A 25,703-nucleotide genomic window follows, 5' to 3' on the forward strand; every position below is an offset into this window, starting at 1 on the left:
CCGGATGCTCTCCCTCGCCAAGGTATCGTCAAAAAGCTTACCAGCGCCGGGCCAAATTACTGAAACGGGCCCGGCGCCGGCTGCGAAGGGTAGGAATCAGGCGTTGCCGTCGAACAGGCTGGTGACCGAACCGTCGTCGAACACTTCGCGGATGGCGCGGGCGATCAGCGGTGCGATGGACAGCACCGTCAGCTGCGGGAACTGCTGGTTCGCAGTGAGGGGCAACGTGTTGGTGACCACCACTTCGCGGGCACCGGACTCCGAGAGCCGCTGGGCCGCGGGCTCGGAGAAGACAGCGTGCGTCGCGGCGATGATGACGTCCTTCGCCCCGGCGTTCTTCAGGACCTGGACCGCTCCGGAAATCGTGCCGCCGGTGTCGATCATGTCATCGATCAGGACGCAGGTCCGGCCCTCGATCTGGCCCACAACAGTCTTGGAGACGGCCTGGTTGGGAACGGTGAGGTCACGGCTCTTGTGCACAAACGCCAGCGGCGCTCCGCCCAGGCGTTCGGCCCACTGCTCCGCGACGCGCACGCGGCCCGTGTCCGGGGACACCACGGTGACGTTGTCGGCGGCGACACGGGTACGGATGTAGTCGGCCAGGAGCGGGATGGCCATGAGGTGGTCCACAGGCCCGTCGAAGAAACCCTGGATCTGCGAGGTGTGCAGGTCAACGCTCATGATGCGGTCAGCGCCGGCGGTCTTGTACAGGTCCGCCACCAGGCGGGCGGAAATTGGCTCGCGTCCGCGGCCCTTCTTGTCCTGCCGCGCATACGGATAGAACGGGGACACCACGGTGATGCGCTTGGCGGAGGCCCGCTTCAGCGAATCGATCATGATCAGCTGTTCCATGAGGTGGTTGTTCAGCGGAGCGGGGTGGGCCTGGATGACGAACGCGTCGGTTCCCCGGACGCTTTCGCCGGCGCGGACGTAAATCTCCCCGTTGGCGAAGTCGTAGGCATCCACGGGCAGCAGCTCGGTACCCAACTCCTTGGCGATTTCCCGCGCCAGTTCGGGGTGCGCCCGCCCAGCGGCAAGTACCAGCTTCTTCTCGCCGCGTGCCGTGATTTCGCTCATTATCGCTGGTCCTCTTCTGTGGATGCTGGGGTATGTGAGGAATCTGGGGCGGCGGCCTGCGCCAGTTCCGCCGAGCGTGAGCCGGGGCGGTTGGCCACAACCCAGCCCTCGTTGTTCCGCTGCGCTGCAACGGACACGACGAGCGCCCCTGCCGGGACATCCTTGCGGATCACCGCGCCGGCGCCGCTGTAGGCACCGTCCCCCACGGTGACCGGTGCAACAAAGACCGTGTTGGATCCTGTGCGGACGCCCGAGCCGATCACCGTGCGGTGCTTCTTCTCGCCGTCGTAATTGGCCGTGATGTTGCCGCAGCCAATGTTGGTGTCCTCGCCGATTTCGGCGTCACCGGCGTAGCCGAGGTGGGAAAGTTTGGAGCCGCGGCCAATCGTGACGTTCTTGGTTTCGTAGAACGCACCGATCTTGCCGGTGTCGCCGAGCACTGTGCCGGGACGCAGGTAGGTGAAAGGGCCGACGGCGGCGTCCGCGCCGATCACGGCACCGGAACCGTGGGTGCGCGTCACCTTGGCGCCCTCGCCGATGCGGACATCGGTCAGGGTGGAGTCGGGGCCGACGACGGCGTCCCTCGCCACGGTGGTGGCGCCGTGCAGCTGCGTGTTCGGCAGGATGCGGACGTCCTCATCCAGGGCGACGGTGGAATCGATCCAGGTGGTGGCGGGGTCAACCACTGTGACGCCGGCGCGCATCCAGGCTTCAACGGTGCGGCGGTTCAGTTCCGCGCCGAGGGCTGCAAGCTGCACGCGGTCATTGGCGCCCTCCACCTGCCAGCGGTCTTCGGTGACCACGGCGGCAACCCGACCGCCCGACTGCCGCGCGAGGCCCAGCACGTCGGTGAGGTACTTTTCGCCCTGCGAATTGTCGGTGGTGATGTGGACCAGCGCGTCACGCAGGACATCGGCGTCGAAGGCGTAGATCCCGGAATTGACCTCACGGATGAGGCGTTCGGTTTCCGTTGCATCCTTGTGCTCGCGGATGCCGGTCACGGAGCTGTCATCACCGCGAAGAATGCGTCCGTAGCCTGTTGCATCATCCAGCAGCGCGGTGAGCACGGTGACGGCATTGGCCTCCCGCTCATGTGTGGCCACCAGGTCGGCCAACAGGCTGCCGGTCAGGAGCGGAACATCACCGTAAGTGACCACGACTGTGCCTGCGAGTTTTTCCTGGGCGTCCAGTGCCTGCACGGCCACCTCAACGGCGCGGCCGGTGCCGGGGACGTCGTCCTGGTCCACGATCAGGGCTTCGGGGTCCAGCTGGTTCAGGTGGCGGGCAACCAGGTCCCGCTCGTGGCGGACCACCAGGGCAAGCCGTGCGGGGTTAATGCTGCGGGCTGCCAGCAGGGCGTGGCCCACCATGGACCGGCCACCGATTTCGTGCAGGATCTTCGGGGTACGGGATTTCATCCGGGTACCGGCGCCTGCTGCCAGAACAATGACGGCGGCTGGGCCGGTATTCTCGGGGATCACGTACGGGTTCTCCTTGCTTGGTTGCGCGTTGCGCTGGGCGCGGTGCCTGTCCGGCCAAAATTCACGGCGGGGCACCGAGTTCATCCTACTGGACGGTCTTCGCACAGCAGTTCCGCCCATAGGATTCGAACCTATACTCCACGGCTCCAAAGGCCGGGGTGCTGCCATTACACCAGGGCGGACCATGCCACAGGCGCAAAGGCCAAGGCACAAGTATTTATTTTGCCATGGCTTCAGGGCCGCCCGCGACATTGGCAGGAATCACGGCAGCCAGGCCGGTGCACCGCCAGCGGTTCCAACTGTTTCAGCAGCGCTAAGGCATGATGGAAATGTGAGCAACAACCCACCCCGGACACGAATGACAGGCGCACAGCGGCGCGGCCAGTTGGTCGACGTCGGCCGTGGCCTTTTTGCCGCTCGCGGGCTCGACGGGACCACCATCGAGGAAATCGCGGCCTGCGCCGGCGTTTCCAAGCCCGTGATCTACGAACATTTCGGCTCCAAGGAGGGCCTGTACACGCAGGTGGTGGACTTCGAGTTCCGCATCCTGCTGGACTCGATCACCGCTGCCCTGACCGAAGAAGGCAAACCGCGCGTCCTGGTGGAACGCGCCGCCCTGGCCCTCCTCACCTACATCGAGGACCGGGCGGAGGGCTTCCGGATCCTCATGCGCGACGCACCGCCTTCGCAGCCCGAAGGCGCCTTCTCCACGTTGCTGTCCCAGGTCACAGCCCGCGTGGAACACATCCTGTCCGACGAATTCCACCGCCGCGGCTTCAGCGCCCAGGACGGCGCGATGTACGCCCAGATGCTCGTCGGCATGGTGGCCATGACCGGCCAATGGTGGCAGGACAGCCGCCAGCCCGACAAACACACCGTAGCCGCGCACCTGGTCAACCTCGCCTGGAACGGCCTCACCGGCCTCCAAAAAGACCCCGAGCTGAAGTCCGACGGTTAGGCCTTGCGGTCGCCTTCGCAGGCTGCTGTGGCCACCTGCGCAGCGCAGAGGCCCTTCGCCGTCGCTTAGACACAGCGCAAAGGGGCCCCTCCGGTCGCTGAGCGACCTCCGGAGCCCGATGCGCCGCGATGCGCGACTACGCGAAGGTCCCCCGCCCCGCTATTGCCGACAGTTCCGTTCGGGCGCCCTCCACCTAAACCCCCTGCCGAACGTTCCGCGCGGGTACTGTTCCACAGCGGGAGGTGACGTGCGTTGTCGTGAGGCGATCCTTCGGGAAGGTGACCTACCTCGCCGGAGCTGGTCCTTCCGAAAGGAGCGCATCGCGGCGCATCGGGGCATGGAGGTCGTCCAGCGACCGGAATGCCCCCTTTGCGTCGTGTCTAAGCGACGCGGAAGGGCCAGCTGCGGCACCCAAGCCGCCGCCGCACCAACGGAGGGTTATTCGCCGAGGACTTCCAGGGCTTCCATCCATTCGAGTTCGAGGGCTTCGCGGTCGGTGGCGAGGTCCTTGAGTTTTTTGTTCTGGTCGGCGAGGGCGTCGAAGTCGGCTTCTGCGGTGCTTTTGACCATCTGGTCGTGAATCTTCTTTTCCTGCTGCTCCAGTTTGCCCAGCTGGCGCTCGATCCGGTTTTTGGCCTTCCGGGCGTCGCGCTTTTCGGCTTCAGAGGAGCCGGAGGCTGCGGGGGCGGAGGTGCCGCTCGGACCGGTGACGGGGTTGCCGCCGCCCGTGATCGTGGAGCCGGCCAGCGCGGATTCTCGCAGTTCCAGATACTGATCCACGCCGCGCGGCAGGGCGCGGATCTTGCCGTCACCAAGCAGCGCCATCTGGTGGTCCGTCACGCGTTCCAGAAGGTAGCGGTCGTGGCTGACCACAACGAGCGTGCCAGGCCAGCCGTCAAGGACGTCTTCGACGGCGGCGAGGGTGTCGGTGTCGAGGTCGTTGGTGGGCTCATCGAGCATCAGCACGTTCGGCTCCCCCACCAGAAGGCGCAGGAGCTGGAGGCGCCGGCGCTCACCACCGGAGAGGTCCCTGACCGGGGTCCACTGCTTTTCGTTGGTGAAGCCGAGCTGCTCCACGAGCTGGCCCGCCGTGAATTCCTTGCCGCCAACGTTAAAGGACCGCTTTTCGCGCTCGATGACTTCGATCACGCGCAGGTCCGAGACGTCGTCGAGCTCTTTGACCTCCTGGGTCAGCACGGCGGTGACCACGGTCTTGCCGCGCTTGACCTTGCCGGATGACGGCTCAATCTCGCCGTTGAGGAGTTTCAGCAGGGTGGTCTTGCCGGCGCCGTTGACGCCCACGAGGCCAAGCCGCTCACCGGGGGCAAGCCGCAGCGTGATGTTGTCGAAGAGTTTCTGTCCGGGGTCGCCGCCGAGGAAGTCCAGCGAGACGTTCTCAAGGTCCAGGACGTCCTTGCCGAGCCGGGCGGTGGCCATCTTGCTCAGGGCTGTGGAGTCACGCGGCTCGGGGACGTCGGCGATGAGGGCGTTGGCGGCCTCGATGCGGAATTTCGGCTTGGCCGTGCGGGCCGGAGCGCCGCGGCGCAGCCAGGCGAGCTCCTTTTTCACGAGCATCTGGCGCTTGCCTTCCATAACGTTCGCCGCGCGGTCACGCTCGGCACGGGCCAGCACGTAGGCCGCGTAGCCGCCGTCGAACGGGTCCATGATGCCGTCGTGGATTTCCCAGGTCTTGGTGCAGACTTCGTCCAGGAACCAGCGGTCGTGCGTGACCACCAGGAAGGCGCCCTGGTTGACCCGCCACCGGGTCTTCAGGTGCCGGGACAGCCAGGCGACTCCTTCGACGTCGAGGTGGTTGGTCGGTTCGTCGAGCATGATGACGTCATGGTCCTCTATCAGCAGCTTGGCCAGCGCCACCCGCCGCTTCTGCCCGCCGGAGAGGGCGTGGACGTTCGCATGCCAGTCGACGTCGGACACCAGGCCGCCCATGACTTCGCGGATCTGCGGGTTGCGGGCCCACTCATAGTCGGCCTGGTCGCCAACGATCGCAGCGCCCACTGTGAGGTCGCCGTCGAGCACGTCGCTCTGGTCCAGGTAGCCGATGTTGACTTCGCTGCGCTTTGTCACCCGGCCCGAGTCCGGGGTGGAGCGCATGGCCAGGAGGCGCATCAGCGTGGACTTGCCGTCGCCGTTCCGGCCCACCATGCCGATCCTGTCACCTTCCTCGAGTCCGAGGGTGATGCCGTCCAGGACGGTGCGCGTTGCGTACGAAACCGTAAGGTTTTCGCCGCCAAGAAGGTGTGCCAAGAGGGACTGCTTTCTGCTGCTCGGTAAGGAAGGGGGCTCTTAAAGGAGAGTATCGGAGATGATGCGCGCGCCATGCACGGGCCCGTGGACAGGGAATGCCGTCAGCCCGTAGTGCCGCAGGTCCTCCGCCAGGTTTTCGGCGGCGGCGGGATTGTGGGTCAACAGCGCCACGGTGGGTCCGGAACCGGAGACGATTCCGGCCAGGGCGCCGAGCGCTTCACCTCGCCCCAGCGTATCGCGGAGCGCGGGGGAAAGTTCAATGGAGGCCCGCTGCAGATCGTTCACCAGGACCCGGCTCAGGGCATTGGCGTCCCCGCTCCGCAGCGCCTGCAGGATCTTGGGATCCACGGCCGTGGGCTCGGCAACGTCCAGTCCTTCTGCCTCCCGGAGCCGGTCCAGGGTGCGGAAGACCTCAGGCGTGGGTAGCCCATAGTCTGCCGCCACGAGGACCCAGTCCGTTTTGGCCTTGGCCAGTGCCGGCGAAAGGTCGTCGCCAACGCCAAGCCCGACGGCGGTTCCACCGAGGAGGGAGAACGGGACGTCAGCACCCAACTCGGCGGCCAGATGTGCCAACTCATCCCGCGACAGCCCGCTGTTCCAGAGCGCGTCGCAGGCCAGCAGGGTGGCTGCGGCATCGGCCGAGCCGCCGCCCATGCCCCCGGCCACGGGGACCCGCTTGGTGATTTCAAGGTGCACGCCGGTGGAATGCTCGGAGACATCGGCCATGATGGCTGCGGCCTTGTAGGCCAGGTTCTTCTCGTCCAGCGGAATATCCACGCCGTCCAGGTCCAAGGTGCTGTCAGGACTGATGCTGACGGTGATCCCCGGCGCCTCCGTGCTGGTGGCGGCCACCTCCTCATAGAGGGAAACGGCCAAGTACACGCTGGCAACTGAATGGTAGCCGTCAGGGCGCAAGGGTCCCACGTCAAGGGAAACATTGACCTTGCCGGGCGCCTTCACGCGGACCGTCCGTGCGGGAAACTTCCCGGCGGCTGCCTTCACGACCCGGCCTCGCGGGCTTCGGCAATCCGGGCGAAGGCGTGGATGTCGATGACTTCGCCCCGGGCCGATGGGGCCACTCCTGCGGCGATGAGGCAGCGCTCGGCCTCGGCTGCGCCGCCGGCCCAGCCAGCCAGGGCGGCCCTCAGCGTCTTACGGCGCTGGGCGAAGGCGGCGTCGATCACGGCGAACACCTGCTCACGGGTGGCGGTTGTTTCAGGCGGTTCCCGCCGGGTGAAGGCCACGAGCCCGGATTGGATCTTCGGCGCGGGCCAGAAGACGTTCATGCCGATGACACCGGCCTTGCGCATGCTGCTGTACCAGGCCGCCTTAACCGAGGGCACCCCGTAGGTCTTTGATCCTGGCCCCGCGGCCAGGCGGTCAGCCACCTCGTCCTGGACCATCACCAGACCGTGCTGCAGGCTGGGGAAATGCTGGAGCAGGTGCAGGACCACCGGCACCGCCACGTTGTACGGCAGGTTCGCCACAATGGCGGTGGGCTCAACGGGAAGCGATGTGACCTTCATGGCGTCCGCCTGGACCAGGTGGAAAGCGCCCGCCGCGTCCGGCCGCCATGCTTTCACGGTTTCCGGCAGCTTTGCCGCCAGGACCGGATCAATTTCGACGGCGACGACCGTCTGCGCGGCATCCAGCAGGCCCAGCGTGAGGGAGCCGAGGCCGGGCCCGACTTCCAGCACCGTCTCGGTTGGCCCGATGTTGGCAACGGAGACGATCCGGCGGATGGTGTTGCCATCGATGACGAAGTTCTGTCCCAGTGTCTTCGTGGGCCGGATACCGATTTCTTCCGCCAGCCGGCGTATGTCGGAAGCACCGAAGAGGGGTGCGGGCGCGGCGGCAGTCGGTTCAGTCACCTAGGCATCCTATCCCGGCCGCAGTGACCGGCCATCCGCTTTCCGCGCGGATCATGCGTGTTACGCGGTGTGTGTTTCCGCTTAACGGCAGCGGCCGGCCCCGGGACAATCCGGGGCCGGCCGCTGTCTTCTGCTTTCCTGGCGGCTGTGGTCAGCTGCCGCCAGCGCAGGTGCTCATTCGTGCCTAGCTCGTAGCGGCCCAGCCACAGCCCCACGGCTGCAGGCCACGCTGTGCGTACACGCGGTTGGCGATGTCGATCTGCTGTGCCTTGGTGGCGAGGCTGGCGTTGGGGGCGTACGCGCCGCCGCCGGAGCCGATCCAGGTCCGGATGTCGAACTGGAGGCCGCCGTAGTAGCCGTTGCCCGAGTTGATGGACCAGTTTCCGGTGGACTCACACTGGGCGATCTTGTCCCACATGGCCTCGTTCATCATGGCCGGGGCCGCGGCGCCGGTGTTCGTTCCGGCGGCTGCGGGCTTTGCCTTGGTGCCTACCGTGACCTTTTCCGTCACGGGCTGGACGGAAACAGTTTCGGAGACGAGCGTCCGCGAGGCTTCACGGCCGTCAACCATTACCAGTTTGAAGCTCTTATCCACCTTGCCGGCCACGCCGGCCTGGGTGACCTCTTTCTCGCCCTTGAGAAGCTCAGCGCTCTCAGTGGTCATGCTGTCGAAAGCAACATCTTCAGTAGTGGCCGCGGTCTGGCTGGTATCCACGCGGGAGACCTTAACCACCATGTTGTTTACCACGTGCGCGTTGCCCGGCTGGGAAGTACGGTCGTCGACGCCGAGGGTGATGCCGGCGTCCTCCAGGACCTGGGCGACGGTCCCCGCGGTGGTGGTGGCCGTGGAGGCCTTGCCGTCGGCAACGATGCTGACGGTCTTGGGGGTGGAGATGGAGACAAATGATCCGGCCACGGCGAGCTGGGCGTCCTTCGGGACGGAAACGGAGGAGGAGCTGGCCACTCCCAGTTCGGTGACGAGGCCCGCAACATCCGGCGCCGTGGTGTTGATGGTCTTTTCAGAGCCGTCCAGGCTGACCTTCACGGCCTTGGCCATGTTGACGTTGATCACGGTGCCGTTCTCCACTTTGGCGTCGGCCGAGGGCGAGACGCGGTCAGCCGGCTTCAGTTCTACGTTGGCGCTTTTTACGACCTGGCCCACGGTGCCGCCGAAGGACTGGACCGAAGTCACTTTTCCGTCGACGTTGAGGGTAACGGTTTTGTTATTTCCGACGAAGGCCACGAGGCCCAACACCAGCGCACACAGCACCACCAGTTGGGTGCCCACCTTGATAGAACTGAACTTGCCGTCCGTTGTGAAGAGCTTGACCACGATTGCCCGTAACTTTAGATCCATCCGGGCACGGGGAAAAACGCAGTGAAATAGCCGGCGCATGACCCTGGGGACAAGCTCCGGGCACCGTTGCGCCGCCACACTCCGCGCGGCAGGCAGAGAGCATCAAAGCACTGCCCGGTCCTGCTGCGAATGAAGTGAAATTATCCGAAGGCCTTCCCCGACCCCGGCTAATAGTTCTCCACTGTAACCGTAGCGTTATAAAGCGGCCAAGAAATTTACATACGAGGTATGCGAACCAGGCGATGTGACGAGACCCGGATCAGTCCCACGATCCGTACGCCCGCACGGTATTTTCACTGATCCGGGTGCAGAGCTCCGCGAGGTCAGTTCCTGTCAATTCGGCCATGGCGCGGACGGTGTACGGCACCATATAACTGGCGTTGGGACGGCCGCGGTGCGGATGCGGAGTCAGGAACGGGGCGTCCGTTTCCACCAGCACCAGGTCCGGGTCTGCCACCGACAGCGCGGCGCGGAGGTTAGCCGCATTCTTGAAGGTCAGAGTGCCGGCAAACGACATGTTCCAGCCCGCGGCATTGCAGATCCTGGCGAGCGCCTCATCACCCGAGAAGCAATGAAACACCACCCGCTCCGGAGCGCCCTCCTCGCGCAGGACCTGCACGACGTCGTCGTGCGCGTCGCGGTCATGGATCTGCAGCGTCAGGTCCAGGCGCTTGGCAATATCGATATGCCGCCGGAACGAATAGCGCTGGTGGGCGAGGCCCTCCCCTTCGGTCCGGAAGAAATCAAGGCCGGTCTCGCCGATGGCCCGGATACGGGGGTGGGCGGCCAGTTGCTCAATCTCCGCCAGCGCATCCTCCAGCTCGCCGCGCTTGGCATAGCCCGGGGCGTCGTTGGGGTGCAATGCCACTGCCCCCAGCAACCTGCTGTCCCGGTCAACGGCGCGGACCGTGAACCGGGAGGACTCCAGGTCGCAGCCCACCTGGACGGCCCCCTGCACTCCGACGGCCTGGGCCGCATCCAACGCCGCGGTGATGCCCACCGGGCTCTCGCCATCGGGGAAATCCAGGTGCGTATGGTTGTCCATCACGGGGACCGGCAGCGGCTCCGGCGCCGGCGGATAGTCCTGCCGCGCCTTCCGGCCGGCGTCTGCAGGATCCGCCCCGGCGGCACGGTAAGCGGCGGGAATCAGCGAATTGCACATCCCTCAAGCCTAGCGGCGGCGGATCGCGGCAGAATTCCCGGAACTCTCTGTCAGCCAGGGCAGTTGTGTTAGTAGGCTGGTACGAACAGATGCGAACGCCCACCGCCGGGCGAAGGCAGGCCTGCTGTCCCGTTCCGGGTGATCCCGGACTGAAAGGTTGCAGATGGACTCCCACCGCCGCACCGCCGTCAACGAGGTAACCCCTGCCAGCCGGAACTTCACCCCCGTGACGGAGCAGGTGGGCCATCTCAACGGTTACAAGACAGCAGCCATGGACGCGGACTCATTCCACGCGGCCAGCCAGCGGATCCTGGCCTCGATCAACACCGTCATTGACGGAAAGTCGGATGCGGCCAGGCTTGCCCTGACGGTGTTGCTGGCCCAGGGCCATCTGCTCCTGGAGGACGTGCCAGGTGTGGGCAAGACCCTCCTGGCCAAAACCCTAGCCCGGAGCATTGACTGCACGGTCAGCCGCATTCAGTTCACTCCTGATCTGCTGCCTTCGGACGTGACGGGCGTGTCCATCTATAACCAGGCGTCGCGGCTGTTCGAGTTCCGCCCGGGTGCCGTCTTCGCCAACATTGTTATTGGCGATGAAATCAACCGCGCGTCCGCCAAGACCCAATCCGCCCTCCTGGAGTGTATGGAGGAACACCAGGTGACTGTGGACGGAGACTCGTACAAACTCGACGAACCGTTCATGGTGGTGGCCACCCAGAACCCGATCGAGATGGAAGGCACCTATCCACTCCCCGAGGCCCAGCGCGACCGCTTCATGGCGCGGATTTCCATGGGCTATCCGGACAAGGACTCCGAAATCGAAATGCTGGAGACCCATCAGGCAACCTCCCCGTTGGCCAAGGTCTCCGCTGTGGTCACCGCGGCGGACGTCGCAGCAATGATCGCCACGGTGCAACAGGTTTACGTCTCCCAGGCCGTGAAGGAATACACCGTCTCAGTAGGCCGGGCAACGCGCGAAAGCCCCCTGCTCCGGCTGGGCGCCAGCCCACGCTCCATGCTCCAGCTGCTCCGGGCCGCGAAGGCAACGGCGGCGCTGGACGGCCGTGATTTTGTACTGCCGGACGACGTTGTCAGCGTGGCGGAATCCGTGCTGGCCCACCGGATCATCCTGGACCGCAAGGCGGCAGGTGCCGGCGAGACCCCGCACAGCGTCATCCGGGGCATCCTCTCCCGCCTCCCGGTGAACCAGGACCCGGTGAACAGCCCGGCCCGGTCATCGGCCCCGCCGGCCGGACTGCGCGGGAACCACTAGGCAGGGCCGTCACATGGCGCTGCGTGACCGACTGCCCCGGCACCTGTTCAGCCAGCGTGGCTGGGGGCTCCTGGCCGCCGGCGCCGTCTGCCTTTTGTCTGCGCAGGTCATGGGGCGGCGCGACCTGCTGAGCCTGAGTGTCCTGCTCATCGTCCTTCCCCTGGTTTCGCTGGCCGGGATCAGGCTCCTCAAGCCCCGGTTCCAGGTTTACCGCGAGTTCAACCCGTCCCCGGTGGAGACCTCCGCCGCCACCACAGTGCGGCTCGCCGTAGCGCGGACCGGTTACGCGGGCGGCCGGGCGATCATGGAGGAACGGCTGCCGCCACGGTTCGGAGAGTCCCCGGCCTTCCATTTCCCCGCCCGCTCAGCCAAGGGCGGGACCAGCAGGTACGAATACCACTTGCGCTCCACCAAACGCGGACAGTACCTGATCGGCCCGGTAACAGCCGAGTTCACGGATCCGTTCGGGTTGTCCCTGCACCGGCGGTCAATTGACGACGGCGACACACTCACCGTGACGCCCGCCGCCGTCGAGCTTCCCGTGACGGGCCTCGCGGGAGCCCGCGGCAACGACGGCATCACAGCAACCCGTACCCGTGCCAACCCCAGCGACGATGACGTCATGACCCGAGAATACCGCCCGGGCGATCCGATGCGCCGGGTGCACTGGGCGGCCACCGCGCACCACGGCGCCCTGATGGTGCGCCAGGAAGAATCCGTCACGACGCCGGAGGCCACCATCATCCTGGACCAACGGTTCGCGGCATTTTCCGGCGGGCACGGCTCCGGTTTCGGGGGCACTGCGGCCGTGGACGGCCACGAGATGATCACCAGTGGCACGTTCGAGTGGGCCGTGGTGGCTGCGATCTCCATCTGCACGCACCTGTCTGAGCGGAACTATGCCCTCCGCCTCTTGGACCACCGCGGCGAGCCCGCGTTCCTCCGCTCCCCGTCCGCACCGGAACCGGAAGCGGAAGAGTTCAGCGGAGCGTCCGGGCTCCAGTCGATCGCCGAAAGCCTCGCCGCCATCCAGCTGTCCGGTCCGCACCACGCTGCCCGGGACCACGGTGGCCAGGATGCGGGACCGGCCGTTTTCGACGATCACCTGATGGACAAGCTCTCCGCCCACCGGATGCGGGGGCCCCTTATTGCCGTGCTCGGCAGGATCTCTCCGAGCGAGGCCAGAGCCCTCGCCCCGGCGGCGGGTTATGGCGCGAATGCCTTCGCCATCATCGTTTCCGAGAGGCCCGCGGATTCCGAGGACTCCTTGGAGGCCCTCCGCCGGGGCGGCTGGCGGGCAGTGGCGGTGCCAACCTCGGTTCCGGTCCCGGACGCCTGGACGCACTTCGACCAGGGTGGTGCTGCGCCGGCCACGGCAGCGGCAGACGTACGCCGCGGAGCGGGGGTGGGACGGTGACGCTGGCACCGGAACGCAACGCGTCACGCGGGCAGTCAGCCACGGGTGCCCCGGGCAAGGTTCCGGCGCGGACGCGGGTCGGGGCGTACCCCTGGGCCATGGCCGGCGCCGTCGCCCTGTCCGTGGCCGGCGCCGCGATTTCCCTCAATGGTGTGCTGCGGGGTTGGGCCTGGTACTTGCCCATCTTGACCACGGTTGCGGTGGTCTGCCTGACCATCGCCACGCTCCGCGCCCTGCGGGCCCATCCTCTCGTGGTGGCTGCCGGCGGCTTTGCCTCCCTGATCGCGATCCTCACCCTGACGTTCTTCCGGCGCACGGGCATTGCCGGTTTCATCCCGTCCGGGGCAACCCTGGCTGAAGTGGACAGGTTCGTCCGCCGGGCGAGCGAGACGGTACTTGCGGAAAGTGCCCCGGTGGCTCCGAACGCCGGAATCGTTATGGTCAGCTGCGCAGCCCTGGGCCTGACAGTCATCCTCATCGATGCGCTGGCCGTGCCGCTTGGCATGCCGGCAACAACCGGGCTGGGCCTGCTGGCCATCCTGGTAGTCCCCGCCACCGTGAAGCCCCAGAGCGTGGGGGTATGGGGCTTCACTGCCACGGCGGCCGGGTACCTCCTGATCCTCGCGTGCAGCCAATGGTTTGCACCGGATTCGCGCACTGCTGCCGACAGCGGCCGGAATCCCGGCCAGTTCCGGCGGGCCCTGCTGACCGGAACCGTGGCACTGGTGGCAACACTGGCAGTGCCGGCGGCCATACCCGGATTCGACCACGGCACGTTTCCGCAGGGTTCCCGGCTGAACCCGTGGGGCGCCGGGACCGGCTTGAACCCCATGATTACCTTGGGAAACAGCCTGCGGGCACCGGCCGGAAGCGGGCGGATCACCTATGCCACCACCGCGGCCGGGCCACTGTATCTGCGGTCCGTCACTGTTGACAATTTCGACGGCGAGTCGTGGGGACCTGATGACCGCGACGCAGAACGCCGCCCCGTGGCCGGACAGCTTGAGACGGGCCACGAGATCATCGCCGAGGAGCAGCTCCGCCAGGTGACTGCCGTGGATACGGGCGCGTTCACCAGCCCGTATCTGCCCTTGCCGTACGCGCCGGAAACAATCCGCGGGCTCAATGGAGCCTGGACATGGGACCCGGCCACCCTGGCCGTCAAGGGTTCCAACACCAACACGCGGACACAGCAATACATTGTGGTGTCCACGGCGCCTAAGCTCACGGCCGCCCTCCTTCAACAGTCATCGCAGGCCGTGCAGGGAATCCCCGCCGACTTCACCAGGGTTCCCGGCAACGTCCCGGACATCGTCCGCCGCACGGCCGACTCGGTGACAGCTTCGAGTGACACACCCTTCGCCAAGGCCATGGCCATCCAGAAATACCTTCGCTCAGGGGAGTTCACCTACTCGCTCCAGTCACCTGTCCAGGGCGGCTACGACGGTAACGGGCTCTCGGTGCTGGCCGATTTCCTGACCCAGAAGAGCGGATACTGCATCCATTACTCGTCCGCGATGGCCGTGATGGCCCGGCTGGAAGGCATCCCCAGCCGGATCGCGGTTGGCTACGCGCCGGGCCGCAGCACTGGTTCCACGGTTTCAGTGGCCGGGCAAGGTGCGCTGCCGGAGTATGAGGTGGACGCCCGGGACGCCCACGCCTGGCCCGAGCTCTACTTCCAGGGATTGGGGTGGGTGCCCTTCGAACCCACGCCGTCGCGTGGTGTTATACCCGCGTACGCCACCGAAACCAGCACACCCGGCGTCCCCGGTTCGTTGGGCAGTAACGAGGACCTGCTTCCCGGCGCAACTGCCCCGACGCCCACGCCAAGCGCCACGGCCGTGCCCCTCCCCGGTGCAGGTGGCGGCGCAGGGGACCTCGGGCAGCTGCTCCTGCCATGGCTGCTGGGGACAGCCGCCGCTCTGGGCCTCGTCCTGCTGGCAGCCTCGCCGCGGCTGGTGAGGATGGGGCGGCGTGCCCGGCGGCTCCGCACCGAGGGACGGACGCGGGAGGACGTGGTTCCGCTGGCGTGGGCCGAAATCCGTGATCTCGGAACCGACTACGGACTGTCCCCGGACTCCAGCGAAACAGCCCGGACGTATTCCGCACGGCTCCGCCATTCATCGCTGCTCGGCGAACATGGCGGCATGGACGACGCCGCGCACCAAGCCATCCGCAGCCTCACCTCCGACTTCGAGCGCCGACACTACGGCCCGCCCGTCCAGGACACAGCCGGCCGCGGCAGGACAGCGGCAATTGCCCCACGCATCGCGGCGGTGCAGCATTCCCTGCGTGCCAATGCCTCCCTCCCTCGACGCCTCCGTGCCGACTGGCTCCCGCCGTCGGTTCTGGGCCGGTGGGCCTGGCTCCTGGCTGCCCCGTTCAGGGGGCTCAGCCGGCTGGCACACCGAACGGCAAAAGCCGCCGCACGCTCCTGGTCGAGGGCGCGCGACGGCTTGTTCCGGCCGCGTGGTAGCCAATAGCGGCTCGCCGCAGCGGCTACCTACTGGCGGTGGAGGCAGCGGCTGACCGGAGGATAATCCTGTCAGCCGGAGGACGATGTGTTCAGCCGGCGTAGGGGTCCGCGATGCCGATGTACTGCGTGTAGAGGTATTCCTCGATGCCTTCAAGGCCGCCTTCACGTCCCAGCCCGGACTGCTTGACGCCGCCGAACGGTGCGGCCGCATTGGAGATGACACCGGCGTTCAGGCCGAGCATGCCGGTTTCCAGCCGTTCGCCCATCCGGATGCCGCGGTTCAGGTCGCGCGTGAAGACGTACGCCACCAGGCCGTACTCGGTGTTGTTGGCCAGGCGGACGGCTTCATCCTCGGTGCCGAAAGTGATGATCGGGGCGACGGGGCCGAAGATTTCCTCGGACAGGATCCGGGTACCCTCGGTGACGCCGGTGAGGATGGTGGGCGGGTAGAAGTAGCCAGGGCCCTCGGCCGGGGCGCCGCCCAAGACAGCCTTGGCGCCGGAGGCCACGGCATCGGACACCAGCTCATGAACCTTGTCCCGGCTCTTGGCATCGATCAGCGGACCCACTTTGGACTCCGGGTCGGTGCCCCGGGCGGTGGTCATCCCGCCCATTTTCGCGGCGAACTTCTGCGCGAATTCGTCGGCGACGGTCTCGTGGACGATGAACCGGTTCGCCGCGGTGCAGGCCTCGCCCATGTTCCGCAGCTTCGCCAGCATGGCACCGGCGACGGCGGCGTCCAGGTCCGCGTCCTCGAACACCACAAACGGGGCGTTGCCACCGAGTTCCATGGAGGTCCGCAGGACGGTCTCGGACGCGTCGGCGAGCAGGCGCCGGCCCACCTCCGTCGAGCCCGTAAACGAGAGTTTGCGCAGGCGCTGGTCCTTGATCAGCGGGCCGGTGGTGGCCCCTGCCGTGGACGTGGGGATGACGTTCAGGACTCCGGCCGGCAGGCCGGCCTCCTGCATGACGGCCGCGAACAGCTGCGAGGTCAGCGGCGTGAGGTTGGCCGACTTCAGCACCATGGTGCAGCCGGCCGCGACGGCAGGGGCGATCTTGCGGGTGGCCATGGCCAGCGGGAAGTTCCACGGCGTGATCAGCAGGCACGGGCCCACCGGCTTCTTGGTGACCAGCAGGCGGGACTTGCCATCGGGCGAGACCGAGTAGCGGCCAAACGCACGGACGGCTTCCTCGGAGAACCAGCGCAGGAACTCGGCGCCATAGGTGACTTCGCCGCGGGCCTCGGCCAACGGCTTGCCCATTTCCATGGTCATCAGCAGCGCGAAGTCCTCGGCACGTGCCGTAACCATCTCAAAGGCACGGCGGAGGATTTCGCCACGTTCACGGGCGGGAACCTTCGCCCACGATTCCTGCGCTGCGGCGGCCGCGTCCAAAGCAGCCTTGCCGTCTTCGGCGCCGGCGTCAGCGATGCTGAGGAGCACCTTGCCCGTAGCGGGGTCCTCGACGTCGAACGTCTTGCCTGACGCCGCCGGGCGCCATTCGCCGTTGATCAGCAATCCGGTGGGAACAGAGGCCAGCAATGCGATTTCGCGCTCCGCGGTAACAGCTGGCTGTGCGGTGACAGTCACGGTGACTCCCTCGTCAGTAAGGTTTGGTCCAGCCTTGACGCAGGGCCTGGGCGGCCTGCCGTATTGGCTGATTTACTGTCAGACTACTGCCGCGGCCGCCGAAGGGTCTACGCCTGGACGCACTGCTGAAGCGGGATTTCGTTGTGCAGCTGCACAGCTGGCCTTTTCATACGCTCAGCGTGCCGCCAGGACCGCCGAGTACAGCTCCCGTTTGCTGACGCGGACGTCCTCGGCCACGGCGGCCACGGCTTCCTTGAGTCGGATTCCCTGGGCCACCAGCTCGTTGACGGCCGCCACGTGGTCCTCGGGGGTGCCCGGCGCCTGCGCAGGGGCGCCGCCCAGCACCACGGCAATCTCGCCGCGGACCTCGTTGCCTTCGGCCCACAGCAACAGTTCCCCGACCGTCCCGCGGATGACTTCCTCGTAGGTCTTGGTCAGTTCCCGGCAGACAGCGATCCGCCGCTCGGCACCGAAACGCTCGCGCAGGGCCCGCAGCATCGATTCCAGCCGGTGCGGGGCCTCAAAAAACACCATGGTCCGGCGTTCGGCCGAAAGGTCCGCCAACCGCGACGCCCGTTCGCCGGCTTTCCGGGGGAGGAACCCCTCAAAACAGAAGCGGTCGGTGGGCAGTCCGGAGAGAGCCAGCGCAGTCAGCACGGCTGAGGGGCCCGGGACGGCGGTTACGGTCAGTCCGGCGGCCACGGCGCCTTCCACCAGCCGGAACCCCGGGTCCGAGACCGAAGGCATGCCGGCGTCGGTGACCATCACCAGGGTTTTGCCGGACCGGACGTGCTCCAGCAGCTCCGCGGTCTTGGTGGCCTCGTTGTGCTCGTGGTAACTGATGACCCGCCCGGCGACGGTGACTCCGAGGTTCTGGACAAGGCGGTGCAGGCGCCTGGTGTCTTCGGCGGCCACGATGTCCGCCGTGCCCAGGAGTTCGATCAGGCGGGCCGACGCGTCGCCGGCATTGCCGATGGGCGTCGCCGCCAGCACAATCCGGCCTGGCCCCGTGGCGACCGGTGCCGCTGCAGCCGGGTCCGCTGTCACGTGAACCTCGGTCTCTGGCTCCTCTCCGGCGGCAACGGAAGGTTCTGCAGGGCGGGAATCGGCGAAGGTGCTGGGGTTAGGGTCCACTCCCCCAGCGTACTGCTGGCCGGCGGCCCAAGCTGCAAAAGGTAGCATGGGGCTCGTGACGCAGACCTCCATGCGGCCTGCCGAGGCCGGCCAGACCATCCCGCCGGCACGAGGCCCGTGGATCGCCCGTCCGGCGGAGGCATTCTCTGCCGCAGCCCTCCGCGAGCGCCTGATCGGCGGCACCCGCAGCTGGCGCGATTACCCGCCGTCGCTGCGTCTCTGGTTCTGGCTGGTGCCTGCCCTGACCTCCGTGATCGGGGGCGTCCTCCGCTTTGTCCGGCTTGATACGCCGCACAGCCTGGTCTTCGACGAAACGTATTACGTGAAGGACGCCTACTCCTACCTGGTCAGCGGCTACGAACGGGGCTGGCCGGACAAGGCCAACGACTCCTTCAACGCCGGCAACCCGGCCATCCTCCTGGACACTCCCGAGTACGTGGTCCATCCGCCCGTGGGCAAGTGGATGATCGCCGGGGGCATGTGGCTGTTCGGGGCCGATAATCCGTTCGGCTGGCGGTTCGCGGCCGCACTGACCGGAACCCTGTCCATCCTGCTGCTCACGCTGATTGCGCTGAAATTGTTCCGCTCCGTGCCGCTGGCTGCCGCCGCGGGCCTGCTGCTCGCCGTCGACGGCCACCACCTGGTGATGTCGCGGACATCACTCCTGGATATCTTCCTGATGTTCTGGCTCCTGGCGGCCTTCGAAGCTTTGCTGCTGGACCGCGATGACGGTCGACGGCGGCTGGCCGTACGGCTCGGAAGGCTCGCGGCTGCGTCCCGGAGCGCTCGGCCCGCTGCCAGCCAGCTGCTGGCGGGACCGTGGCTGGGGATCCGCTGGTGGCGTCTCGCCGCGGGCGTCTGCATGGGACTGGCCATCGGCACCAAATGGTCGGGCCTGTTTTTCCTCGCCGGCTTCGGCGTGCTGACGGTCCTGTGGGACCTCAACGCACGGCGCGTCGCGGGAATCCGCGGCTGGGTCAGCGGCGGAATCATCAAGGATGGACTGCCAGCCTTTGTCAGCATGGTTCCGGTTGCGGCAGTGGTCTACACCGCCAGCTGGACGGGCTGGTTCCGTTCCGAGGGCGCCTACTTCCGGCGGTGGGCCCAAAGCAACCCGTCAGCGGAGTGGGGCTGGCTGCCGGACTCCCTGCGTTCGCTGGCGCACTACCATCTGGAGGCCTACAAGTTCCACCAGGGACTGGGCTCTGAACACCCTTACGAGGCAAGCGCCTGGAGCTGGCTGGTGATGGGCCGGCCGACGTCGTTCTTCTACCAGAAGCCGGAGCAGGGCGTCCCGGGATGCGACGTGCCCAACTGCGCCTCAGCCATTCTCTCGGTGGGGAACCCGATGATCTGGTGGGGAGCGGCCATCTCGCTGGTGGTCCTGCTGTTCTGGTGGGCCGGGCGCCGGGACTGGCGCGCGGGGGCGATCCTTGCGGGCGTGGGCGCCGGCTATCTGCCGTGGTTCCTGTACCCGGAGCGGACCATGTTTTTCTTTTACGCTGTCTCCTTTGAGCCCTTCCTGGTGCTCGCGCTCGTGTATTGCCTGGGCCTCGTCCTGGGCCGGGACACCGACCCGCTCTGGCGCCGGCGGTCCGGTGTCTACCTGGTGGCACTCTTCGTCGCCGGGGCAGTCCTGTTGTCCGCATTTTTCTACCCGGTGTGGACGGCGGAGACCATCCCCTACCAGGAATGGCGCTACCGGATGTGGATGCCGTCCTGGATCTAAGGCAGGATTGCATGGAACCCTGACCAGCCGCGAACTGCGTTGAGGCAGCGGAACGGAGACGCCCCCGTGCGAGAAGCAAGCACAAAACTCCTGGTGGAGCTGGAGCCCGGCAGCAATGTCACGGATCTCCTGCGGCAGCGGGAGGCCGCCAACCCGGCCCACGCGCTCTACGCGCGCAAAGGCCCCAACGGCTGGACAGACGTTCCGGCGCAAAAATTCCTGCACGATGTCTGCGCCCTCGCCAAAGGACTGATCGCCGGCGGCCTGGAGCCGGGCGACACCGTGGCCGTTATGTCCGCCGCGCGCTATGAGTGGGCCCTGGTGGACTTCGCCATCTGGTTTGCCGGCGGCGTGAGCGTCCCCATCGGCGAGACCTCGACACCCGGCCAGGTGGAGTGGATCCTGCACGACTCCGGCGCGCGCCGCGTGTTCGCCCAGGACCGCGGCAAGGTGTCGCTTATTACCGGCATCCTGGAGACCTCCACCCTGCTCAAGGACCGGCTGGTCACCGTGGTGAGGATGGATGACGACGGCGACGCCCCGAACCTCGCCAGCCTCTCGGCTGCCGGAATGGGCGTCACGGACGCCGAGCTGGAACGCCACCGTTCCGCCGCGGGCCTGGACGACGTCGCGTCCCTGGCCTACACGTCCGGCACCACCGGACGGCCCAAAGGCTGCGTGATCACCCACGGCAACTTTTCGCTCGTGGCCGTAAACGTCGTCGCCTTTCTCCCGGAGATCCTCAAGGGGCAGAATGCGCGCACCCTGATGTTCCTGCCGCTGGCCAATGTGCTCGCCCGCGCCGCCCAGGTGGCGTGCCTCCATGCGGGCGCCACCCTGGGACACGTCAGCCGTCAGGCTGATCTGCGGGCGGATCTGGTCACGTTCAGACCAACGTTCCTCCTGGCGGTGCCCCGGATCTTCGAGAAGGTCCGGGCGGACGCCGCGCACCAGGCTGACGGGTCCGGGAAAGCGGGGATCTTCAGGGCTGCGTCAGCCGCCGCCATCCGTTTCTCCACGGCACAGGACACCGTGGCCCGCGGCGGGGGCAGCGGACCCGGGCTGGCGTTGCGGGCGCGGCACGCCGTCTTTGACCGGCTGGTGTACCCGAAGCTCCGCCAAATCCTTGGCGGCCGGGTCCGTTACGCGGTATCGGCGGCCGGCCCCCTGGCACCTGAGGACGCGCACTTCTTCCGCGGCGCCGGGATCCCGGTCCTTGAGGGCTACGGGCTGAGCGAGACAACCGCCCCCTGTACGGCCAGCACGCCCTCGCGGACCAGGGTGGGCAGCGTGGGCGTCCCCCTGCCGGGCACCACTATCCGCGTGGCCGAGGACGGCGAAGTGCTGGTCAAGGGGATCGGCGTGTTCAAGGGTTACCACGCCAACGAAGCGGCCACAGCTGAGGCCTTTGTGGACGGGTTCTTCCGTACCGGGGACCTCGGCGAGCTGGACCGGGAGGGCTTCCTGTCCATCACCGGCCGCAAGAAGCAGCCCGCCAAACTTACGGGCTGAGCAGGTGCAGGTGCTTGGGGCTACGCCTCAGCGCCGATCGGCTCTTCCTTGGCCAGGCCGCGGCGGCGGCGGGTGGGCCAGGTGAGGATGAGCGTCACCAGGGACGCCAGGAGGACCAGCGCGGCGATGACAATACCGGCATCGATCCAGAACTGGCCCGGGAACAGCCTGATCAGGGTGTCTTCAAGGGCAAACGTCCAGGAACCGCTGGCGAAGAAGATCCGATGGAATTCGGTGAAGAACTGCTGCCAGCCGAGTACGGCCAATGCGCCAAGGCCCAGGATGATCGCCAGCGCAACAATGGATCCCGCGAAGAGTCCGCGGCGCACACCGCCGGTGCTGCGGCGGCGCAGGTAGGCGATGGCCACAAGGCTGAGGACGATCAGGAGTGCTCCCCCGCCGAACGCGGAAAGGATGACAACTTTTACGTCGGCCATGTGGCCGACTTCGCCGTCCTTGAAAAGGTCCCCGCCGCTGCGATTGACCAGATCACCCAGGTACCGCGGCCCCGCCCAGTTGCTGAGGTAGTCAACCGCGTAGGAACCGTAAGTCATCCGGTCGTCGGTGCTGAATCCGTATCCGTCGCCCGGGAATCCGGGCCTGTTGTACTCGGCCCACAGGAACAGCGGGCTGGTGACCGCGCGGACGGCCAGCACCAGCAGGATCACCGGGTAGAAAAGGGCCAGCAGGACTTGCCAGATGCGCGGGGCCACGGGCTTGGCGTTGGCTGCGCTTTCGCGCTCCGCGTTGCGGCGCTCCACTTCCTCCTGCGGCGGACGGACCTGCAGCGCTGACGTGGGCAGCGGCTCGCTGAAGTGGGCCCCGTTTCGGGTGGCGCCCTGGGCGGACGGTTCTTTGCGGAGCGACTCTTCTACGGAAGGTATTGCGGCGGGAGGTTCGGCGGCGGCCTCCGCGGCTTTCCGGCCGGCGCGGCTTTCGGGCTGGGTGGCACCGCCCTGCCCGGCAGCGGTGCTAGGTGCTGGGGACGCGTCGGGAGTGCTGGAGCCGGAATCGTGCAGCCAGGCAAAAGCCGGTTCGTCCGAGTCCGACGAAGTATCCAGGTCCGGATCCGGCTGCGGCTCCGTGCGTTTGGCAGGGGTCGGCGAATTGTCGTTCACAGCAGCGTCACTTCCGTTGGGTTCCACGCCGCCGGCTCTGATCCGGGCAGCGCCGTGTATCTGATATCGAGCCTACCGCCCGCTCCTCCACGAGGGCGAGGAGCCACCCCGTCGCTCGCGGATTCATGCGGCGATTTCGCTGTATCCAGCGTCGCCGGCCACCAAGTCGCCGCGTTCGCCGGCGTCATAGGCCCGCCGTCCCCATACCAGGACGTAGCCCCAGTAGGCAGCCAGCACCGCCAGGCCGATGCCGATCTTGGCCCATACCGGAAGCGGGCTCGGCGTGACAAAACCCTCCACTAATCCGGAAACGAACAGCACCAGCACCAACCCCAGGGCCGCGGTGATCAGCGACCTGCCTTCGACAGCCACGGCCCGTCCTCGAGTCCGTGGCCCCGGAGACACCATGGCCCAGAAGATCCTCAAGCCCGCCGCGCAGGCAATAAAGACAGCCGTCAGTTCCATCAGGCCATGCGGCAGGATGTAGCTGTAAAAGACATCCTGCCGGCCCACGGCGGCGAAGACTCCGGCGGCGATCCCGACGCCCTGGGCGTTCGTGAACAGGATCATGGGTACCCAGAAGCCGGTGATGCCCAGGGCCACCGCCTGCGCGCTGATCCAGGCGTTGTTGGTCCAGACGGCCCCAGCAAACGAGGCAGCAGGATTCTTCGAATAGTAGCCAATGAAGTCTTCCTCGACGTACTGCCGGACCGCAGCCTCGGAGGCAACGGACCGCAGGGCCTCGGGGGACGTCCCGATCCAGAGCGCGTAGGCGCCCGCGACCAGGACAAACGCGGCGCCACACACCACCGTCAGCCACCGCAGGCGGTACAAAGCCGCCGGCAGGGCAGCCACGAAGAACCGGGCAAGGTCCGCCATCACGTTGGACCGTGCGCCTGTGAAACGGGTCCGGGCCTGGGCTAAGGTGGCGGACAAGGACGCCGACAGGCCGCTCTCCGGGGCAATCGACCGGATGAAGGAAAGGTGGGCCGACGTCGACTGGTATAGGCGCAGCAGTTCATCTGCCTCATCGCCGCTGAGTCGCCGCTTATGGGCAAGCTGGTGCAGCCTTGACCACTTGTCCCCGTTGGCGGCGGAGAAGGCATCCATATCCACGGCAACAGCCTAGCCGCCATAGACTGTGAAGGTCCGCAGGATGGTTGACAAGGGATTGGGGTACCCGCTTGAGTTCGATAATCACCGGCGAGGCCGTTGTCCTGGAACTGCGCCCCGCATCCTTCGCCGCCCGCGCCCTTGGCCTGCTGCTGGATGTCATGTTCAACATCATCCTGCTGGTGGTTATCCTGCTGGGCGTCGCAGCCGCCGGCCAGGACCTTGACGAGGCAGCAATGCGGGCGCTGACGCTGGTGAGCGTGCTCTTTTGCTTCGTGATTGTCCCTGTAGCCGTGGAGACCCTCACCCGGGGGCTCTCGCTCGGGAAACTGGCGGCCGGCCTGCGTGTGGTCAGGGACGATGGCGGCGCCATCCGGTTCCGCCACGCCGTGATCCGGGGGCTGACTGGATTCCTGGAAATCTACCTCACCCTGGGTGGCCTCGCCATCGGCGTCGCCCTCTTCAACAGCCGCTCCAAGCGGCTGGGTGACATCCTTGCCGGCACGTATGCGCTGCGCCGGCGCGTGCCGGCGGAGATACCGGTCCGCGTCTTTGTTCCCCCACAGCTTCAGGGCTGGGCCACAGCTGCGGACATCGGCCGGATCCCGGATGCGACCGCACGGCAGGCCGCCCAGTTCATCCGGCAGGCCGGACGCATGTCACCGCTGTCCGCCGCCGGAATGGCAGCATCGATCGCCACGGAACTGGCCGGGCACGTGGCCCCTCCGCCGCCCCCCGGAACCAGCCCGGACCAGTACCTGGCGGCCGTCACCGCCGAACGCCGTCACCGTGAACTCGTGCGGCTGCAGCAGGCCCGGCGCCGGAACTCGGCCACGGCGGAGCGGTTGGACCGCCTGCCTTTCGGGCCATAGGCCTCAACCTCGTCCTGGTCCTGGTCCAAAACCGTTCCTAGTTGTTGTACTCCGCCCAGGGAATGTTCCAGTCGCCATAGCCGTCGTCGACGGCGGCGTAGTCGCCTTCGGTGTTGATGATCTGAACCACATCGCCGGTGGTCATGTTGTCAAAAACCCAGGCGGCGCCGTCGGGAGCGAACCCGATGCAGCCGTGCGAGACGTTCGTGTTGCCGATGAAGGGGTAGGCGGACTCCAGCGCCTGGTGGATGTACGCGCCGCTCAGGGTGAGGCGGATGGCATACTCCACGTCCACTTCGCCGTAGTAGGCGGGATCGCCGGGCTTGAGCCCGATGCTGGCCGCCCGGAAGTGGTCAAAGCGGTTCTTTTCCATCAGGACCGCGTAGCCTCGCGCTGACGGGAAGCGTTTGTCACCCATGCTGACCGGGAGGGTTTTCACTACCTGGTCATTAACGCTGAGCGTGAAAGTGTGTGCGGCGGCATCGGCGATAGCCACCCGCTTGTCACCGAAATTCACGGTGACCTTTTTGTTGAAGTTGGCAATCTGGCCATTGCCGAGGTCCACGCCGAAAAGCTGCATGTCCATGGTGACTGTGGAGTTGGCCACCCAGAAGGCTTCCGGGCGGTACCGGACCATGGTGTCGCTGAACCAGTGGAAGGCCCCGGCCTGCCCTGCGCTGGAGGTGATTTTGATGGCCTTTTCCACGGCATCCCGGTTGACCACCGGTTCGCTGAAGATGACCTGCAGCGGCTGGCCCACGCCAACCTTCATCCCATCCAGCGGGTAGATGGCGGCATCCGCCTCGTGCGTGCTCGAAACCGTACTGAACGAGCTTGTGGTGTTGGTATCCCGTCCTGCTCCGTCAGTGACCACATACGTGAAGCTGTACTCGGTGTTGAATTTCAGCGGGTCTGTCGCTGTCCAGCTGCTGCCGTCCCCTGCAAAGGTGCCGTGGACGACTTCGCCGGCGGTGCTGGTCAGCGTGACGCTCTCGATCCTGCCGTTGCCCACCTTGAGTGACACCGGTGTTGCCGGGTTCACCTGCTTTGCGGCGTTGGCCGGCGTGACGTCCACCTTGACCGGGGCCACCACAGGCGATGCGACGCCCGGCGCGGACCGGACTGCCGAGCTGGCTTCGGACTCCAGGCCACCGCGTGCAAAACCCGGCGCGACGGCGGCGAAGACGCCGCCCGTTGCGGCAAGGACACACACGGCTGCCACCAGGAGAATTTTCCTGGCGGTCCCCCGCCGGCGTGGCTTAACAACAGGTTCCATAGTCCGATCTTAATGCTTGGACA

General features: G+C 66.7%; 18 protein-coding genes, 1 tRNA gene and 1 pseudogene. 7 read left to right on the forward strand and 13 right to left on the reverse strand.

The window, feature by feature from the left end; all coding sequences use genetic code 11:
- Positions 1-96: 96 nt before the first annotated feature.
- From NFC73_RS04230 to NFC73_RS04240, 3 genes are all read right to left on the reverse strand, one after another.
- A complete protein-coding gene (locus tag NFC73_RS04230; protein ID WP_056348072.1) occupies positions 97-1,077 on the reverse strand; it encodes a ribose-phosphate diphosphokinase in 981 nt (326 codons plus the stop codon).
- The gene (gene glmU, locus NFC73_RS04235; protein ID WP_254747876.1) at positions 1,077-2,558 is read right to left on the reverse strand and encodes a bifunctional UDP-N-acetylglucosamine diphosphorylase/glucosamine-1-phosphate N-acetyltransferase GlmU; all 1,482 of its coding nucleotides are present in this window, start codon (positions 2,556-2,558) and stop codon (positions 1,077-1,079) included. The genes NFC73_RS04230 and glmU overlap by 1 nt, the downstream gene beginning before the upstream one ends.
- Positions 2,559-2,668: 110 nt before the next feature.
- Positions 2,669-2,740, reverse strand: a tRNA-Gln gene (locus NFC73_RS04240).
- Positions 2,741-2,889: 149 nt separating this feature from the next.
- On the opposite strand from NFC73_RS04240, the gene NFC73_RS04245 reads away from it, so the two are divergent.
- Complete coding sequence (locus tag NFC73_RS04245; RefSeq protein ID WP_254747877.1) at positions 2,890-3,516, forward strand: TetR/AcrR family transcriptional regulator; 627 nt, start codon at positions 2,890-2,892, stop codon at positions 3,514-3,516.
- Between the two features lie 438 nt (positions 3,517-3,954).
- On the opposite strand, the gene NFC73_RS04250 is transcribed toward NFC73_RS04245, so the two are convergent.
- The 5 genes from NFC73_RS04250 to NFC73_RS04270 all read right to left on the reverse strand — a co-directional run bounded on the left by NFC73_RS04250 (position 3,955) and on the right by NFC73_RS04270 (position 10,171).
- On the reverse strand, positions 3,955-5,781 hold the full coding sequence (locus tag NFC73_RS04250; RefSeq protein WP_254747878.1) for an ABC-F family ATP-binding cassette domain-containing protein: 1,827 nt from the start codon (positions 5,779-5,781) through the stop codon (positions 3,955-3,957).
- A 39-nt stretch (positions 5,782-5,820) separates the two neighbouring features.
- Entirely contained in the window at positions 5,821-6,783 is a 963-nt protein-coding gene (locus NFC73_RS04255; RefSeq protein WP_254747879.1) for a 4-(cytidine 5'-diphospho)-2-C-methyl-D-erythritol kinase, read from the reverse strand.
- Complete coding sequence (gene rsmA, locus NFC73_RS04260) at positions 6,780-7,652, reverse strand: 16S rRNA (adenine(1518)-N(6)/adenine(1519)-N(6))-dimethyltransferase RsmA (protein WP_058929623.1); 873 nt, start codon at positions 7,650-7,652, stop codon at positions 6,780-6,782. Before rsmA ends, NFC73_RS04255 begins: the two co-directional genes overlap by 4 nt.
- A gap of 184 nt (positions 7,653-7,836) precedes the next feature.
- Positions 7,837-9,009, reverse strand: a complete 1,173-nt coding sequence (locus NFC73_RS04265) for a resuscitation-promoting factor (RefSeq protein ID WP_254747880.1) — start codon at positions 9,007-9,009, stop codon at positions 7,837-7,839.
- Between the two features lie 259 nt (positions 9,010-9,268).
- Positions 9,269-10,171: a TatD family hydrolase gene (locus tag NFC73_RS04270; protein WP_254747881.1), complete on the reverse strand. Its 903-nt coding sequence runs from the start codon at positions 10,169-10,171 to the stop codon at positions 9,269-9,271.
- 163 nt (positions 10,172-10,334) lie between these two features.
- Here NFC73_RS04270 and NFC73_RS04275 point away from each other — a divergent pair, with 163 nt between their 5' ends.
- The 3 genes from NFC73_RS04275 to NFC73_RS04285 are packed head-to-tail and all read left to right on the forward strand — an operon-like array spanning position 10,335 to position 15,344.
- On the forward strand, positions 10,335-11,444 hold the full coding sequence (locus tag NFC73_RS04275) for an AAA family ATPase (protein WP_254747882.1): 1,110 nt from the start codon (positions 10,335-10,337) through the stop codon (positions 11,442-11,444).
- Between the two features lie 13 nt (positions 11,445-11,457).
- Positions 11,458-12,861 carry a DUF58 domain-containing protein gene (locus NFC73_RS04280; RefSeq protein ID WP_254747883.1) on the forward strand — a complete coding sequence of 468 codons (1,404 nt, stop codon included), beginning with the start codon at positions 11,458-11,460 and terminating at the stop codon, positions 12,859-12,861.
- Complete coding sequence (locus tag NFC73_RS04285; protein WP_254747885.1) at positions 12,858-15,344, forward strand: transglutaminase TgpA family protein; 2,487 nt, start codon at positions 12,858-12,860, stop codon at positions 15,342-15,344. Before NFC73_RS04280 ends, NFC73_RS04285 begins: the two co-directional genes overlap by 4 nt.
- Before the next feature lie 82 nt (positions 15,345-15,426).
- Here the strand turns inward: NFC73_RS04285 and NFC73_RS04290 are convergent, their stop codons facing one another.
- Together NFC73_RS04290 and rsmI are read right to left on the reverse strand one after the other, a co-directional pair.
- A complete protein-coding gene (locus tag NFC73_RS04290; RefSeq protein WP_254747887.1) occupies positions 15,427-16,926 on the reverse strand; it encodes an NAD-dependent succinate-semialdehyde dehydrogenase in 1,500 nt (499 codons plus the stop codon).
- 174 nt (positions 16,927-17,100) lie between these two features.
- Positions 17,101-18,060 (reverse strand): 16S rRNA (cytidine(1402)-2'-O)-methyltransferase, encoded by a 960-nt coding sequence (rsmI, locus tag NFC73_RS04295; protein WP_372494571.1) that lies wholly within the window; start codon positions 18,058-18,060, stop codon positions 17,101-17,103.
- 46 nt (positions 18,061-18,106) lie between these two features.
- On the opposite strand from rsmI, the gene NFC73_RS04300 reads away from it, so the two are divergent.
- Both NFC73_RS04300 and NFC73_RS04305 read left to right on the forward strand, forming a co-directional pair.
- Entirely contained in the window at positions 18,107-19,789 is a 1,683-nt protein-coding gene (locus tag NFC73_RS04300) for a dolichyl-phosphate-mannose--protein mannosyltransferase (RefSeq protein WP_372494572.1), read from the forward strand.
- 66 nt (positions 19,790-19,855) lie between these two features.
- Positions 19,856-21,277, forward strand: a pseudogene (locus NFC73_RS04305) (AMP-dependent synthetase/ligase); the annotation flags it as partial.
- Between the two features lie 44 nt (positions 21,278-21,321).
- Here the strand turns inward: NFC73_RS04305 and NFC73_RS04310 are convergent.
- Together NFC73_RS04310 and NFC73_RS04315 are read right to left on the reverse strand one after the other, a co-directional pair.
- The gene (locus NFC73_RS04310; protein WP_254747889.1) at positions 21,322-22,419 is read right to left on the reverse strand and encodes a TIGR01906 family membrane protein; all 1,098 of its coding nucleotides are present in this window, start codon (positions 22,417-22,419) and stop codon (positions 21,322-21,324) included.
- 123 nt (positions 22,420-22,542) lie between these two features.
- On the reverse strand, positions 22,543-23,535 hold the full coding sequence (locus NFC73_RS04315; RefSeq protein WP_254747892.1) for a stage II sporulation protein M: 993 nt from the start codon (positions 23,533-23,535) through the stop codon (positions 22,543-22,545).
- A 68-nt stretch (positions 23,536-23,603) separates the two neighbouring features.
- Here NFC73_RS04315 and NFC73_RS04320 point away from each other — a divergent pair, with 68 nt between their 5' ends.
- The gene (locus NFC73_RS04320; RefSeq protein ID WP_254747894.1) at positions 23,604-24,404 is read left to right on the forward strand and encodes an RDD family protein; all 801 of its coding nucleotides are present in this window, start codon (positions 23,604-23,606) and stop codon (positions 24,402-24,404) included.
- 37 nt (positions 24,405-24,441) lie between these two features.
- On the opposite strand, the gene NFC73_RS04325 is transcribed toward NFC73_RS04320, so the two are convergent.
- Positions 24,442-25,680: a L,D-transpeptidase gene (locus NFC73_RS04325; protein WP_254747896.1), complete on the reverse strand. Its 1,239-nt coding sequence runs from the start codon at positions 25,678-25,680 to the stop codon at positions 24,442-24,444.
- Between the last annotated feature and the right edge of the window lie 23 nt (positions 25,681-25,703).

The sequence above is a fragment of the Pseudarthrobacter humi genome, from assembly GCF_024294965.1.
Taxonomy (GTDB): domain Bacteria; phylum Actinomycetota; class Actinomycetes; order Actinomycetales; family Micrococcaceae; genus Arthrobacter; species Arthrobacter humi.